This window comes from Bartonella machadoae, from assembly GCF_022559585.1.
Classification (GTDB): Bacteria; Pseudomonadota; Alphaproteobacteria; order Rhizobiales; family Rhizobiaceae; genus Bartonella; species Bartonella machadoae.
The window spans coordinates 1,405,491-1,420,930 of record NZ_CP087114.1 but is presented as its reverse complement, the minus strand read 5'-3'; the positions used below and the strand labels follow the sequence as shown (position 1 = coordinate 1,420,930).

16 protein-coding genes and 1 pseudogene are annotated in these 15,440 nt (G+C 34.5%); 5 read left to right on the top strand and 12 right to left on the bottom strand.

Annotated features, from left to right (window positions below):
• Positions 1-173: 173 nt before the first annotated feature.
• Both LNM86_RS06995 and LNM86_RS06990 read left to right on the top strand, forming a co-directional pair.
• On the top strand, positions 174-401 hold the full coding sequence (locus LNM86_RS06995; protein ID WP_241437088.1) for a forkhead box protein: 228 nt from the start codon (positions 174-176) through the stop codon (positions 399-401).
• Positions 376-1,107, top strand: a complete 732-nt coding sequence (locus LNM86_RS06990; RefSeq protein WP_241437087.1) for a COG2958 family protein — start codon at positions 376-378, stop codon at positions 1,105-1,107. Before LNM86_RS06995 ends, LNM86_RS06990 begins: the two co-directional genes overlap by 26 nt.
• Before the next feature lie 370 nt (positions 1,108-1,477).
• Here the strand turns inward: LNM86_RS06990 and sodC are convergent, their stop codons facing one another.
• From sodC to LNM86_RS06970, 4 genes are all read right to left on the bottom strand, one after another.
• Positions 1,478-2,005 carry a superoxide dismutase [Cu-Zn] SodC gene (gene sodC / locus LNM86_RS06985; protein ID WP_241437086.1) on the bottom strand — a complete coding sequence of 176 codons (528 nt, stop codon included), beginning with the start codon at positions 2,003-2,005 and terminating at the stop codon, positions 1,478-1,480.
• A gap of 312 nt (positions 2,006-2,317) precedes the next feature.
• Positions 2,318-2,641 (bottom strand): hypothetical protein, encoded by a 324-nt coding sequence (locus LNM86_RS06980; protein ID WP_241437085.1) that lies wholly within the window; start codon positions 2,639-2,641, stop codon positions 2,318-2,320.
• Positions 2,619-2,963, bottom strand: coding sequence for a hypothetical protein (locus LNM86_RS06975; RefSeq protein WP_241437084.1), 345 nt, complete (start codon positions 2,961-2,963; stop codon positions 2,619-2,621). The genes LNM86_RS06980 and LNM86_RS06975 overlap by 23 nt, the downstream gene beginning before the upstream one ends.
• A 413-nt stretch (positions 2,964-3,376) precedes the next feature.
• On the bottom strand, positions 3,377-4,585 hold the full coding sequence (locus tag LNM86_RS06970) for a UbiH/UbiF family hydroxylase (protein ID WP_241437083.1): 1,209 nt from the start codon (positions 4,583-4,585) through the stop codon (positions 3,377-3,379).
• 215 nt (positions 4,586-4,800) lie between these two features.
• Between LNM86_RS06970 and pcsA the strand changes: the two genes are divergently transcribed.
• Genes pcsA through LNM86_RS06955 form a run of 3 tightly spaced genes read left to right on the top strand, consistent with a single transcriptional unit; the run spans position 4,801 to position 7,049 of the window.
• Positions 4,801-5,574 (top strand): phosphatidylcholine synthase, encoded by a 774-nt coding sequence (gene pcsA / locus LNM86_RS06965; protein ID WP_308219209.1) that lies wholly within the window; start codon positions 4,801-4,803, stop codon positions 5,572-5,574.
• 21 nt (positions 5,575-5,595) lie between these two features.
• Complete coding sequence (locus LNM86_RS06960) at positions 5,596-6,660, top strand: enoyl-CoA hydratase/isomerase family protein (protein WP_241437082.1); 1,065 nt, start codon at positions 5,596-5,598, stop codon at positions 6,658-6,660.
• The gene (locus tag LNM86_RS06955) at positions 6,657-7,049 is read left to right on the top strand and encodes a DUF6163 family protein (RefSeq protein ID WP_241437081.1); all 393 of its coding nucleotides are present in this window, start codon (positions 6,657-6,659) and stop codon (positions 7,047-7,049) included. The genes LNM86_RS06960 and LNM86_RS06955 overlap by 4 nt, the downstream gene beginning before the upstream one ends.
• 469 nt (positions 7,050-7,518) lie before the next feature.
• On the opposite strand, the pseudogene LNM86_RS06950 reads toward LNM86_RS06955, so the two are convergent.
• The 8 genes and pseudogenes from LNM86_RS06950 to LNM86_RS06915 all read right to left on the bottom strand — a co-directional run.
• Positions 7,519-7,779 (bottom strand): annotated as a pseudogene (locus LNM86_RS06950) (hypothetical protein); the annotation flags it as partial.
• Between the two features lie 116 nt (positions 7,780-7,895).
• On the bottom strand, positions 7,896-8,711 hold the full coding sequence (locus LNM86_RS06945; RefSeq protein WP_241437080.1) for an MBL fold metallo-hydrolase: 816 nt from the start codon (positions 8,709-8,711) through the stop codon (positions 7,896-7,898).
• Between the two features lie 11 nt (positions 8,712-8,722).
• Positions 8,723-9,496 carry a TatD family hydrolase gene (locus LNM86_RS06940; RefSeq protein ID WP_241437079.1) on the bottom strand — a complete coding sequence of 258 codons (774 nt, stop codon included), beginning with the start codon at positions 9,494-9,496 and terminating at the stop codon, positions 8,723-8,725.
• The gene (metG, locus tag LNM86_RS06935; protein ID WP_241437078.1) at positions 9,486-11,045 is read right to left on the bottom strand and encodes a methionine--tRNA ligase; all 1,560 of its coding nucleotides are present in this window, start codon (positions 11,043-11,045) and stop codon (positions 9,486-9,488) included. Before metG ends, LNM86_RS06940 begins: the two co-directional genes overlap by 11 nt.
• Positions 11,046-11,106: 61 nt before the next feature.
• Entirely contained in the window at positions 11,107-12,162 is a 1,056-nt protein-coding gene (locus tag LNM86_RS06930) for a DNA polymerase III subunit delta' (RefSeq protein WP_241437077.1), read from the bottom strand.
• Positions 12,159-12,803, bottom strand: coding sequence for a dTMP kinase (gene tmk, locus LNM86_RS06925; protein WP_241437076.1), 645 nt, complete (start codon positions 12,801-12,803; stop codon positions 12,159-12,161). Before tmk ends, LNM86_RS06930 begins: the two co-directional genes overlap by 4 nt.
• Positions 12,804-12,835: 32 nt before the next feature.
• Positions 12,836-13,999: a D-alanyl-D-alanine carboxypeptidase family protein gene (locus tag LNM86_RS06920; RefSeq protein ID WP_241438947.1), complete on the bottom strand. Its 1,164-nt coding sequence runs from the start codon at positions 13,997-13,999 to the stop codon at positions 12,836-12,838.
• A gap of 490 nt (positions 14,000-14,489) precedes the next feature.
• Positions 14,490-15,371 carry a septal ring lytic transglycosylase RlpA family protein gene (locus LNM86_RS06915; RefSeq protein WP_241437075.1) on the bottom strand — a complete coding sequence of 294 codons (882 nt, stop codon included), beginning with the start codon at positions 15,369-15,371 and terminating at the stop codon, positions 14,490-14,492.
• Positions 15,372-15,440: the final 69 nt, after the last annotated feature.

Sequence of the window (15,440 nt, the reverse complement as noted above, 5' to 3'; positions counted from 1 at the left end):
TTTAGAAGAAAAACATCTGGATTTCATTTAGCGAATTGAGTGATGTAAAAGGAATAAACTCTTCTCGCAAAAATAAAACCATTTATTGTACTCTCTCTTGTAAAAGATGACTAAAGTGGTCTAACTATAGTAGAGTGTAAAAATGGATGATTTGACATATGTTCCTAAATTTAATGAAAACGACTTTTAGTTTTTTAAAGCAAAACCCAACAAAAAAATTTACAGTTAGAGAAATTGCTCAATGGATATTCGAAAATTATCCAGAGGAGTGTCATAAAAAGCAAAAGCGCTCAACTGCGACAGTTGCTCCCCTTAACAGTGAAGCTGCTCTTATTCAGCAAATTGTTGCTGAAATAGGATCTAGACGTCCCTCAATTGCAAAAACGTTATCCAGAAATTAAAACCACAGAAGGTCGACCACGACAATATTATTTTACACAACTAACAGATAAAGATGAAATTGACGAAGTAGAAAAAAGTATCGTATGTTCGGCTTCTAAGATAAATGATCTTTCTGTTAGAGAGCATGATCTGTATCCATTATTATCTCAATTTTTATGGACAGAGCTTGAAGTATATAGCAAGCGTATTGACGAAAAACGCTCTCGTAACAAACATGGCAATGGTGGCAATAAATGGCTTTATCCAGATGTTGTAGGGCTACAGGATTTAAGTAACGAATGGCATCCTGAAATCAAAGATTGTGTTTTGCAATATTTTGATAAAAAAACAAAGCTTTGGTCTTTTGAAGTCAAAATTCTTATCAACCGTTCAAATCTGCGACAAGCTTTTTTTCAAACAGTTAGCAACTCCTCATGGGCTAATTTTAGTTATTTAGTTGCGAGTGAAATTGAAGGTATTGATACTTTAAAAGAACTTCGAATACTTTCAAGTTTGCATGGAATTGGATTTATAAGATTGGATAAGGAAAATACATCCGAGAGTCAAATTATCATTCCTGCTAAAGAACGCAGTGAAATTGATTGGAATACTGCTAATAGATTGATAGAAGAAAATAAGGACTTCTTTGATTATATTAAACTCATTCGTCAATTCTACCAGACTGGCGAGATTCGTCCATCTGATTGGAATCAAATAACTCCATGAGCATTATTGTTTTAAAATTGCTCTTCATTATCAAACTTTTAGTTTATTTTTTATTGTTCTTAACTACTCGCTATCAATATAAAGTTGTCGATTGTATCTTGAAAAACTCTTTGTTTATGTTTCTTTTAATTAAAAAAATATTATTTTCGCAAATGATTATGTCACAAAGAAAATTGACAAAATCAGTGATCAATAAAAAAATCTGCTATTATTTATCGCACAAATAAAGTTAGTAAATATAAAAAATGCTCTAAAAAATAAATTTTATAATTTCTTAGTAAGAAACCACATGAGAAATTTTAGTCATAAACTATAAGATTGATGAACTATAACAAAATGCATATTTGCATAGTTCATTGCGATTTTAAGTTTATTCTTCGATAATGCCACATGCCAAACGCACTCCACCTCCGCCAAGCGGTAATGGCTTATCAGAGTGATTATCTCCTCCTAAATGAATTATTAATGAACGTCCTTTAATTTCAGAGATTGTTTTAAGTCGTGGGGCGAGAACACTCATTGTTGATTGTCCTTTATCATCAACATACAGTGCAGGCAAATCACCCAAGTGACCATTGATGTTATAAGGTCCAAGATGTTTGTTAGTATGCTGCGGATCATAATGTCCACCAGCAGCACCACCAATGATACCTTCTTTCGTATCACATGAAGGATTTACATGCACATGAAAACCATGCAAACCTTCTGGCAAGGTGGATAAATTGGGTACAAAAATCAGACCATATGTACTTTCTTCAATTTTAATTGTACCAATAGGCTTTTTTGTATTGATATTTTCGAGCTCATAAACTTTTACCTGTATAGATTCTGCTAATGCCGTAGAGTAATGAAATAAAAACATTAATAAAGCTAATAAGAGAAAGAAAATTTTATTCATAGAACACCTTTTTATAATTATTTGAGATAAATTTTGTTAATGAAATACAAAATAAAAAAACATAATGATAAAAACATTTTTATATTTCATACACCATTGATAAATCATATTTCTTTTGATAAATCTTTTTTTAGATGTTTTTAATGTAACTTAAAACGATCTTATCTCTTAAATGGATAATGTGGCTTTTATAGGCATTTTACCTCGTTTTTTTAATACTTCTAAAATGGATTTCGTAATCTTATAAAACATCTCTGTTTTTAAGAACGATTAAATTATAAAAGTTCCTAATTTGTTATAAAGTTTAATCGATTATAATGTGTATTTTGTTCCTAAAAAAGTACAAAATGTACCAACAAAAATACCTATTATTGATCCTATTATTACCCCAATTATCGTTCCGGTAAAAAATGCTATACTTACACCCATTGCGATGATTGGACCAAATCCTGGCAGAGAAATATATCCATAAGTTGCGAGAATTGATGCAATTGCTCCTGATACACTACCATTTAAGGCTCCTATAAAAGCAGGTTCTTTAATAGAATAATAAACTTTTTTTAAAAAATTTCTCTCACTGCTAAAAGGATCACTCTTACTATAAGACTTAAAATTAATCATATTGTTTTCTTTCATTTTGAATGCCAACTGTGCCAGAATAATCAACTGATACAAGAAAATGGTGATTTTTAAATGCTACTAAAGCACGCCAAATACCTTTATCATCCAAACGCAATCGTTTAATATCCATGAAACCGTTTTGCATGAGACAGTTTTTAATTTGTGAAGCCGTAAATGAATTTTGGCCTTGTTTTGTAATATCTTTGGTAAAATTATAAGAAAAAGCTTGGCAATAAGGAGTATAAAAAATCTTATTTATCGAAACTGCAACAATAGATGAGAGACAGATCATTGCTATAAAAAAAATAGCTGAGTGCAAAATTTTATTTAGTCTCATCTTTTCACCATCTGTTAAAACAATACTTTATTAACATCTGTATTGCGAACAGGTTCCCAGAGATCTTTTATTTTCAATGCTATACTTAACGAAAAAAATTTTTAAAATTTATATTGATTAACCGAAATGATCTTATGAGAAAGAATAACGCGATTTCTGTTCTTATAACAACCTTTTCTATTTCACAGTGCTTATATCCGCAAATAATTGATATCAAAAAGGCTTATATTGATAGACTGCACGCACTATCATTTTTTACACGCTTTAGCATAGAAGAGCATTTCAAGTTTAAATGTTGGATAACAATTTTTATGCCAAAAAGACTTTTCTTACCCGCACAAATATCAGCGATCCTTTTTCGCCTTCGATTACTATATATTTGGCTTTATTCAAAGATTTAAATGAAACTGCTTTCAAGATTTTTTTTGGAATTTTTGCATAATTGCTTTGAATCCTTGACCGGGAGACATTCCTTCACGCATAAATAAATTTCGTAACGGTGAACAATGACGTAATAATCCAAGCCCAACACTACGTGTAATATGAACAGGCAACATACCAGAAAGTAAAGAAGAATTAAGCATATGAACAGCGCCACTTCTGGCTAATATATCAGGTTTTCGGTATCTATTATAGTGTGTAACAATCATTTCAGAATTAGATTCGGATATTTGGTTGGGTAAAATATCAATCAAAGTTTGAACATCACGGATTCCTAAATTTAATCCCTGCGCCCCAATAGGAGGAAAAACATGGGCTGCTTCACCCACTAAAATTGTTCGATTGGCAGCAAAATGATGAGAGATAAGTCCTGAAAGGGGCCATGCTTGAATGGGAGTTTCTAATGTCAGTTTTCCCAGCATTGATTGCATCTGATTTTCTATTATTTTTTCAAATTCCTTTGACTCTATGTTTAACAATTTTTCAGCATGAGAAGGGCTAACAACCCATATAAGACTGGATCTTTTTCCTGGTAATGGAACCTGTGTAAATGGACCATTTTCTGTATGAAATTCAGTTGATATGTTTTGATGAGAAAATTCATGAGAAAAATTGAGAACAAGTGCTTTTTGCGGATAATTCCACTGCTTAACTGCGATACCCGCTGCTTCTCGTGCTGAAGAGTGGCGCCCATCAGCGGCCACAACAAGTGGCGTTTGAATATTCCTGCCATCTGCAAGAGTGATATAGACATGCTTTTTTTTATGATGAAAGAAATTTGCTAAAGAAGTAAACCTTGTAATATTGGGTGTCTGTGCAATTTTACAGAGTAGTGCATTGTTTAACTCTATATTAGGGATATTATAACCGAAAGCTTCTTCACCAATTTCAGCAGAAGAAAAATTGACAGTAGGAGCACGCATAACTCTAGAAGTTATATCTATAATTCTCATGAATGATAAAGGTGCTGCATGATGTTTTAGAATATTCCAAATATTGAGATCTTGAAGCATACGTATTGCTGGCATCATAAGAGCCGTTGTTCGTAATTCATCTGTACGCGTAGGGGGGCCAATAAGGCAAATAGAATAGCCTTTACACGCAAGGCTAAGTGCTGTGATCATACCTACTGGTCCCGCACCAATGACAGCAATATCTTTATGCGTTTTTTTTAATGTCACTGCTCGTTGTGCCTTTTTTCATTTAACAAATATTTTAGCGTTTCCAAATGAACAATCTCTTTTTATTGCATGAAGCTTTTCTATTATATTATGTAAATAATAAAGCGATATAAAAAAGTAACCTTTTTATGATTTTTTTTACCGAAAATCATGTCATAAGTAAAAATGGCGTATTGGTATATGAATGGAACCTGTAGAAACGAGGGTAAAAAACTTTGAAACGTAAGTTAACAAAAAAAATCAAAACGAATGCCAATCGATTGCGCCATAAAAAAGTAACGATGCCACAAGCAAAGGCCTTTTCTGTCCATTTACTCACAGCTTCTGGTTCGTTTTTAGCGTTTCTTTCTCTTATATCAGCATCCCAAAAAGAATGGACTGCTATGTTTTGTTGGCTTGGACTTGCTCTTCTTGTTGATGGTATTGATGGACCAATTGCGCGCAAACTTGATGTTAAATATATATTACCAACTTGGTCTGGAGAACTGTTAGATAATATCATTGATTATGTAACTTATGTTTTAATTCCAGCTTTTGCGCTTTATCAAAGTGGTTTAATAGGTTCAGGACTGTCGTTTCTATCGAGTGCTATCATTGTCATTTCATCAGCTATCTATTATGCAGATACTGGGATGAAAACCAAAGAAAACTTTTTTAAAGGGTTCCCTGTCGTTTGGAATATGATGGTTTTTACGCTTTTTGTAGTAAAACCAGGGGAGTGGATTACTTTTATCATTATTGTTTTATCAGCAATTATCTCTTTTTTACCGATTTATTTCATTCATCCAATAAGAGTTATCCGTTTGCGGTGGTTTAACTTTCCAATTTTTCTTTTATGGTGTTCCTTTGGCGCTGCTGCTTTTTTTTACAAATTAGATGCTCCATATTGGGTTAAGCTAGGAATTTCACTCACAGGCATTTATATGTATTGTATTGGTGCTATCATGCAGCTATTTCCTCAATTTGGTTTAAAAAAAACAATGATATAGGCACTGTGGAAAGGAGAGGAGATGCAAATTGATTTTGGGGCAGGTGATGATATTCTTTTTACAAAAGAGGGGCATGCTGGCATTATAAAGCTCACACGTCCTCTCGCATTAAATGCTCTTAATCATCGAATGGTTTTCGCCTTTAAAAAAGCTCTCAATACATGGAAAACAGATGATGATGTTTCTTGCATCTTGGTTGAAGGAGAGGGGCGTGCTTTTTGTGCTGGTGGAGATGTTGTCGAAATCTATCATATGGGGGAAAAACCTTCTTCTTATCAATATTTTAGTGACGAATATCGTTTAAATGCTTACATTCAGTGTTTTCCAAAACCCTATATCTCTTTTTTAAATGGTATTTGGATGGGAGGAGGGGTAGGGATTTCCATCTATGGTTCACACCGAATTGTTACAGAAAATACACTCTTTGCTATGCCAGAAGGTGCTATTGGATTTTTTCCAGATGTTGGTGCGAGTTTTTTCTTACCCTCTCTTCCTGATCATTTTGGCATTTATCTCGCATTGACCGGCGCACGCATAAAATGGGGTGATTGCTTAAATTTAGGGTTAGCAACACATGCTGTTCCTGAAATTGAATTAGAGTGCATAAAAAAAACTATTATTGAACAAGGAAATCCTACATTAGCTTTAGAAGAACGAGCAATCACAAAAGACTATGAAACAAGTTATGAAATACGCTGTCTTATCAATGCTTGTTTTAGTGCTGATACGTTAGAGGAATGTATTGAATTGCTTTATAAAAAAGGCAAAGAAGGTGTCTTATTCGCCAAAGAATGTTATGATATTTTGCAGTCGCGTTCTCCAACAAGTTTAAAAGTTACTTGGAGACAAATGAAACGAAATCCATCCCAAACTTTGGAAGATTGCCAAACTTTGGAAGATTGTATGAAAATTGAAAATCGCATCGCGCATCATATGGTCAGTTCGCATGATTTTCGTGAAGGTGTGCGTGCAATGTTAATTGATAAAGACAAAACACCTAAATGGCAGCCAAACAAACTTTCGTCTGTCACAAATGAAATGATAGACGCTTACTTTCAACCCGTTGAAAAAGAATTATTATTTTGAAAAAAGATCCTCAAAAACAAATTTCAAAAATCAATTTAATTTATAACGGTTATTTGCGATTTTTAGCACTTATCTGCTTAGGTTTAAGTATTTTTTATTGGGTACGTCTTGTTGGTGTCCTTCCGAGCGTTTTATGGCGTTTTGATCTCATGCCATGGCAGTGGCAATATGCAGCAACCATATTAGCCATTGTTTATCCTATCGCTTTAATTGGTCTTTGGATGTATTCATTATGGGGAATTGTTTTATGGTGTATTGCAGCATTTATTGAAACATTAACAATGTATTATTCTGATTTTATTTCTGTCGTACCGTTATTTCATGGAATGTTTTTTTTCGTTTTCGTAATCCTACATATTATTAAGATTATCTTAAAAAGAAAATCATGATGTTGTAACTTGAATTTTCGGGCCAGAATAACCAGCCCGATTTTTAATTTTAAAAAAGTTCTTCTTACGAAAAAGGTACCCACCATAAGCCTAAAGGACCATTGTAAGGTGTTGAAAATATCCATAACATTGTTGAGACAGCACCCCAAATTGCCATTGCTAACATATAACTTGTATCCTTTCTTTCTTTAAAAGTTCCATAATATATATTATGCGATAATATGACATAGAAAAAATAAAGCCTAACCTCTCGAGCATCCCTTATTTTAGACCTATTATTCATAATTATGTCGCATAATTCACTATTTAAACAAAATTATGGCAATAGTTTGGCAAATGTATTGGATAGCAAATAATACATTCAAAAAACTTGGCTTTAAGTAGTATTACTTAAAGCCAAAAATTAAATATACTATAATAATGAAAAATTGCTGTGGCAATTTACAATGTTTCTCACGTGCGAGATCACTTAAAACTGTGGCAATTTACAACGCTTCTCACGCGCGAGATCACTTAAAACAGTATTACGATTTTTTAAAGCTACAATTTCATTCTCTTCGCTTGATGTTACATCTAGAAAATACCAAGCAGGAAAAAATACAACACCTGCTGCTGCTATAGCTACGTTTTTCTGTCTTGCCTTAGATTGCTCTAAAATTGTATCATTAATTTGTCTTTTATTAGCTAAAAACTCTCGCTGAATATCAGGGCAACTCATTGCTCCATCGTGTCTTGCTTAAAATTACACATAAAAAAAACCTCAATTTAATGTAAAAAAGGCACAAATAAGATGAAAAAAAGTCAAAATAGAGACTATAATTTTAAATTAACAGTAATATTTAACTACTAGGTTTGGGCATCAGTTTCAAATATGAGACCTTGGTATGCAGGTTTTACATATGATGGGATGTAGTTTAGAAGTTTATTATAATCAAGTGACCGATCCATATGTGTGAGTATCGCTTGCTTTGGCTTTAGATATTTTATCCATTGTAATGCTTGATCAACAGAAAAATGACTTGGATGAGACCCAAATTGTAGTGCTTCAATAATTAAGACATCTAAATTCATTAATTTCAACAATGTTTTTTCAGGAAATTTATTGACATCTGTACAGTAAGCAACATTACCAATGCGAAAACCTAAAGAATGGATTTTCCCATGATGTTGTAGATGTGTACTAACAGTTATTGTTCCACCCTGCCCTTGAATTATAAATTGGCTATCTTCGTTGATAAGATGCTCTTTTAAAATGGATGAATAAGATGAATCTTTTGGATTTTGAAAACAATATCCGAAAGCATTTTTCAAGTGCCTTAATGTTTCGGTATCGGCATAGATATCTATTAAGCATTTTTGTGCAAGTGCATAACTACGCAAATCGTCAATACCGTGAATATGGTCTGCGTGAAAATGCGTATAGAGAGCAGCATCAAGATGGTTTACACAAGCCTCAATCATTTGTGACCTAAAATCAGGACCAGTATCAATAACGACGGTTGTTTTTTTTCCTGATTTATGAATACGTTCAACTAATAAAGAACTTCTGTAACGTTTATTTTTAGGGTTATTGGGATCACAAGCTCCCCAATCACCATTAGCACGCGGTACCCCAGGAGAAGAACCACAGCCTAAGATTGTAAATCGGTACTTATCAAACATCCCCCTTTACCTTATTTCATTTTTCTAAACAAACGAAAAGCATTGCACGTTGTTATCTGAACTGTTTTTTCAATGCTTAAACCAATTGTTTCAGCCAAAATAGCTGCTGTATGGCAAACAAAAGATGGTTCATTTCTTTTACCGCGATGAGGAATAGGCGCTAAAAATGGTGCATCTGTTTCCACCAATAAATATTCATGAGGCACAATTTTTGCTATTTCACGGATTTCAAGCGCATTTTTAAAGGTAAGAATACCTGAAAAAGAAAGATAACCACCAAGTTCAATGCCAGCGCGAGCAAGTTGTATTCCAGATGAATAACAATGCAGTATAAATGGAAAAGAACCTTCTTTTATCTGCTCGCGTAATATTTTCTCCATATCAGAATCAGCATTGCGTGAATGTATGATAAGAGGAAGCTGTGTTTCTCGAGAAGCAATGATATGTTCTTGAAAAACTTTCTTTTGTTCTTTTGGTGAAGAATAATCATAATGATAATCAAGTCCAGATTCCCCAAAAGCAACAATTTTAGGATGCTTTGAGTGATGAATAAGCTCTTCGGCTGTGATATCTTGTTCTTCATGGGCATGATTGGGATGTGTCCCAACAGAGAAAAAGACTTGCTCATAAGTTTGCGCAATTGCTAAAAGCTTATCCAATTTATGAACATGTGTTGAAACTGTTATCATCCGTTTAACATCAGAATCTAAAGCTCGTTGGACAACATCATCCAAATCTTGTGAGAAATCTTCAAAATCAAGATGACAATGGGTATCAATCAACATGGTGAATCTCGTCTTTTTTCAAGATATAACGGGGGAAAATTGGCTTTGGTTGAGGAAGATCAAGACCTGCTTGAATTTCTGAATGACTGATATGATGTAAGAACCGACTGTCTTCTGAAATCGCAAGGCTATCAAGAAGCTTGGTCGCTGACTGTGGCATGAAAGGTAAGAGCATAATCCCTATTCGCCGTAAAGTTTCTACCGTTATGTAAAGAACTGTAGAAAATCTTTCTGGATTACTTTTCCGTAAACTCCAAGGTTGTTCATTGGCAAAATAGCGATTAGCATCTGTCACAACTGAAAAAATAGCGGAGAGTGCTACATGCATCTCATAAGAAGACATAGCTTGGCGTATATTCTCAAGCGCTTGAAGAGATTGTTCTAAAAGCTGTTGATCTTGAACGAAAAGTGCTGCGGGTATAGGAACTTTTTCATTACAATTTTTGGCAATCATAGACAAAGAGCGTTGTGCTAAATTGCCAAGATCATTCGCAAGATCCGCATTAATACGATTTACAAAACTATCATGACTATAACTACCATCTTGTCCAAATGGCACTTCACGAAGAAGAAAATAGCGCACTTGATCGAGACCATAGTGATCAACCATTTCAAACGGATCAACAACATTTCCAATGGATTTTGACATTTTTGCACCACGGTTGAGTAAAAAACCATGTGCAAAAATATGCTTAGGCAATTCAATTCCAGCAGACATTAAAAATGCCGGCCAATAGACTGCATGAAAACGAATAATATCTTTACCAATAATATGCGTATTTGCCGGCCAAAAATCACGATCATTCGAATTTTCATCGAAAAAGCCAATTGCTGAAAGATAATTTGTCAGTGCATCAACCCAAACGTACATCACGTGTTTTGGATTGCTTGGAACAGGAACACCCCAATTAAAATTCGTTCGTGAAATGGAAATATCTTTTAAACCTGATTTGACAAAACTTATAATTTCATTACGTCGTTCAAATGGAGCAATAAAATCAGAATGTTTTTCATAATATTCAAGAAGCGCTTTTTCATAACGAGAAAGTCTAAAAAAATAACTTTCTTCTTCGTTCCATTCTACTGGAGAGCTTAGCTCCTTTTCACGACGGATATTATCTTCTCCAACGACTGTATCCTTTTCATCATAATAAGATTCCTGACGAACCGAGTACCAACCACTATAACGGTCGAGATAAATATCACCATTTGCTTCCATCTTTTTCCAAATTTCTTGACAAGCTTGATAGTGGCGCTCTTCCGTCGTGCGGATAAAATCGTCATTAGAACAATTTAATACTGCAAGCATTTTTTGAAACGCTGCACTGTTGCGGTCTGCTAGCTGTTTAGGCGTTATACCTAATGCCGCTGCTGTCTGCTGCATCTTTAAACCGTGTTCATCTGTCCCAGAGAGAAAAAATACATTTTTGCCGTCTAATCGTTGGAAACGGGCCAAAACATCGCTTGCAATTGCACTATAGGCATGCCCAATATGGGGGGTACCGTTAGGATAAAAAATTGGAGTTGTTATGTAATATGTGTCACGCATGTCAGACTCGTTGTAAAATACAATAAAAGATACAATGACATAACGTCTGTTAATCACATTGTCACGGAAAAAGCTCATTTTCACCAATGATCTTATGAACCTTAAAAAGCAGATTAATAATGAATTGCTTTTTATCCAGATTAAACGCCTGTATTTCCCCTATCTCTTGATGAATTTCCTGCCATGCTTGCGCACATTTTTTTGAGAGAGCTAGATTTCCCCTTTCAACAAGCATGATAGCTTTTTTTTGAATTTTATCAAGAATTTCATCACAAAATTGTTGAAATTGAATTCCTGACGAAAGAGAGGAAAGTGTTTGTGCAACTGTGTGTACACCCGTTGGATTGCAAACAGATTGCCCTAAGAGAGTATCAATAGTTCTCATAATTTCAAAACCACCATCGCAAAGAAGTAAAATCGCCTTTCGGGGATTTCCTTTTGACCTTTGAATAATCATTTCAACGTTTTTTTCATCCGGTAAATTTTGATTGGAAAAAATATGTGTAATGGCTTTTTTCATTTCATCATCACACAATGGTCGCAAAGAAATTTGCTGGCAGCGTGAACGAATTGTTGGGAGTAATTTTCCTAGAGAGTGCGTGATAAGAATGAATAAAGTCTTTTTAGGAGGCTCTTCAAGCGTTTTAAGAATTGCATTTGCTGCACTTCTATTCATATCATCCGCAGAGTCAATGATAACAATACGCCACCCATTATCTTGCGATGTTTGATTTAAAAAATGCATAACATCGCGGATATCATCAATAAGTATCCCTGTTTTAAATTTTTGCGCCTTTAAATCAAAGCGACGTGAAATATATAAAAGATTAGGGTGACTCCCCTGCGTAATTTGGTGCCATGTTATAGAATGATGTTCTGGTTGCAGAAAATCATCTCTTTGAGAGCTTAAGATATTCCAAGCAAGATGAAATGCTAATGTAGCTTTACCAATTCCTTGCTTTCCTTCAAATAATAAAGCATGGTGTAAACGCTCTTCTTTAAGCATTTGTGCCAAAAAATGACGAGCGTCTTTATGCCCAAAGATCCTGTTATTTTGCGAAGGGGATAAAACGGTATCAATATCATCATAATGGCGCAAAAAATTTACATCACTCATGAAAACTGTTCCAACATTGCTTGATAACAAATGTCTTTTATTTGTTGTGCAATAACTTCCACTGTACCTGTAGCATCAATCACACGAAACCGATGAGGTTCCTGTTTAGCTAATTGCAGAAAGGCTTGTCGCCTTTGCTCTTGTATCTCTACATTGTCTTTTTCAAAATGATCTATCGTTGCTGTTTTGTTTCTTCGCAAATTTGCACGCTCCATACCATATTTTGCTGGTACATCTAACAGAAATGTTAGATGAGGCATTATCCCTTTGAGAGCAATACATTCTAAAGTAGAAAGAGTCGAAGAACTGATTTGACCATTGAGTCCTTGATAAACGCGTGTAGAATCAATGAAACGATCACATAAAACAACTTTGCCTTTTTGCAAAGCAGGTATAATAACTTCACTCACATGATCGGCACGTGCTGCTGTAAACAAAAGTGCTTCCATTAAAAATCCATACTGTTGCGCTTGACCAGACAATAGAATATAACGGATTGCTTCTGCACCTTCTGTTCCTCCCGGTTCTCGTGTTGTAACAACATCATAACCTTGGCTAGCAAGGTACTGAGAAAGCAAAAAAACTTGTACTGTTTTTCCCGCTCCCTCCCCTCCTTCGAATGTAATAAAATAACCTGACACGTATAAACCTTAATCTTATTATGGAGTGCATATTATAAATATTTTCGTAACCATCCAATTGTTATTTCATAGAATGCATTTTTTGCTTTTGCAAAAAAGCTTCCTTCCTGAACATTGTTTCCAGCAAAAACCTTTTTTTCGAGAAGAACTTTTTTATCTTCTAGAATTTGAAGAACGCCAACTTGTTGCCCCAAAACAATGGGCGCTTTTAAAGGACCATGATATTTAATTCTTGCCTTAACATTTAATTTTTTTTCATTTGAAAGCATAATGTCTATTGGTTCCTTAACAATAAGGGGAACAGAGTTTTGTGTTCCACCATAAACAGCAGCATGGACAACCGTTTCTTCCTTTGTAAAAATCGTTTTAAGAACAAAAGCTGTCATTCCCCATTGTAGAATGCGTTCTACTTCTTTGGTGTGCCCTTTACCATCTTGCAAACCATTTATCGCTAAAAAAAGACGTCGATGATTTTGATAGGCGGCAATAACCATTGAAAAACCTTCTTCTTCACTGTAGCCGAATCCAAAACCTTCTACACCAATTTCCTTAGAAATAAGAGGGTTTTTGTTCCGTTGAAAAATCTTATTCCAAGTGAAGTTAGGTTCACGGTAAAGCATATAATAATCAGGATACTCACGAGCAATATGACGTACTAATGTAACCATATCGCGTAATGTCACAAACTGCCCCTCTTCTGGAAAACCAGTTGCATTAACAAAATGGCTATGCGATAATCCAAGCACTTTTGCTCGTTCATTCATCAGTTTTGCAAAATCAGACTCGTTTCCTGATACTCCTTCAGCAAGGGTAATAGCGGCATCATTTCCATTGACAACAATTAAACCACGTAAAAGATCAGAAACACGAATTTCTGACTTCACTTTTGCAAACATCGTTGTTGTACCGGAAGGTGCGCCCCCCTTACGCCAAGCATTTTCACTTACTGTAAATGTTTGTGTACTGCTTAATAATCCTTTTTTTAATTGATAAAATATGACTTCAGCCGTCATCAATTTTGTTAATGAAGCAGGAGGAAAAGTCATATCACTCTGTTTTTCAAAAAGTATTGTATCCGTGTCACTATCTAATAGGAGTAATTGCGATGCAGAAGTGTGAAAATCTTGTGCTCTCCCTCCCCCATCCAATATTAACATCCAAAATAATGTAAATAAAACCCTCAATGCACCGTGCATAACCGCTTCTCCCATATCTAAAGGAGAAGCATAAAGAATCTTCTTATACAAGGAAAGATTTGTTTTTTCACAAACTGAGAATCATCAGAAAACAAGAACAGTTTTTTATTTTTTCTCAGTATCATTAAAATAAATTAGCATGCTACTACACCCTTTTTTCGTTTTTCGCATAGAATTTATTTTGATATCTTTAAAATACGTGCAAAACGTTTAGCTATAAAAAACGTCCTTGCTTTTTCTAATGCTTCCACTAGCTGATCAATATCTTCGTGCGTAATGACTTAACCGTTTCAAGCTTTCCAAGTGTATAGGCTAACAGTACTGCTTTATGTGAATGATTCTTTTAGAAAAGTTACCTTTTTCACAACAACGCACAATTGATCTTTTCATTTAAAGCACAGATTCTAATATAATTCACTACTTCTTATCATCTATAATTTAAAAATTATAGATGATAAGAGAAAAAACTATTCTATTAAAATACTTGTCATTAATTGAGGTCTATCTTTTTGTTTGGTTTATTTATAAAAGCTACTTGATCAAACAACATTGGCTTATCAAGCAAAACAGGGCCAATTTCTGGCAGTCTTATTGAAAGGGCTTTATTGCGTTGTTTTCCTTCGGTTGCGATTTCACCTAATCGTTTTTGATTATCTGCACCGATTCTTTCTAATACGATATTTTCTCTCTCTTTTGAAAGACCCGCTAATATTAATGAGGATGAAGCGTAATTACCTGATGTATAAGAAGCCATTAAATAAGAACCATCATAATGACCAACTGGTGCTTCAGAAATATATTCCACTTTAACATTTGCCACACCTGCACTTGCATAACCAAGAATTTCCGCAGCTTTCTTTGATAAATCAATAATTCTATCTTTCATAAAAGGACCACGATCATTAACTCTCACAATGATAGAAGATCCATTAGCCAGATTAGTAACACGAGCATAACTAGGCAAAGGCATTGTAGGGTGAGCAGCAGTCAAAAGATTCATATCATAAATTTCACCGTTTGCAGTTAAACGCCCATGAAAATCTGAACCATACCATGATGCTTCACCAATACGTTTATAAGTTGGATCATTTTGGGGATAATACCACTTCCCTTTTATTTGGTAAGGCTTACCAACAATGGCACGTCCACTTCTCTTTCCTTTTGATTGATTTTTCTCACTTGATGTTTTTTTAGGAAGCACAGTGATTTTTACATCGGTTGGTTTATTATTATGATAAAAACTCTTTGCTTCCCAAAATGCTGTTTGGCTTGCACAGCAAGATACCAGTAACTGAGAAACAGCTACCACAGAAAAAAAATGAAATGTTGAATTAAGAATGGAAGTAAATTTCTCTTTGCTAATTAAAAGCATCTGTCAGCCCGCTTATTTCTACTGAAGTATATACTGCAAAAACCACACCGCATCTTCATGCTATAGGGA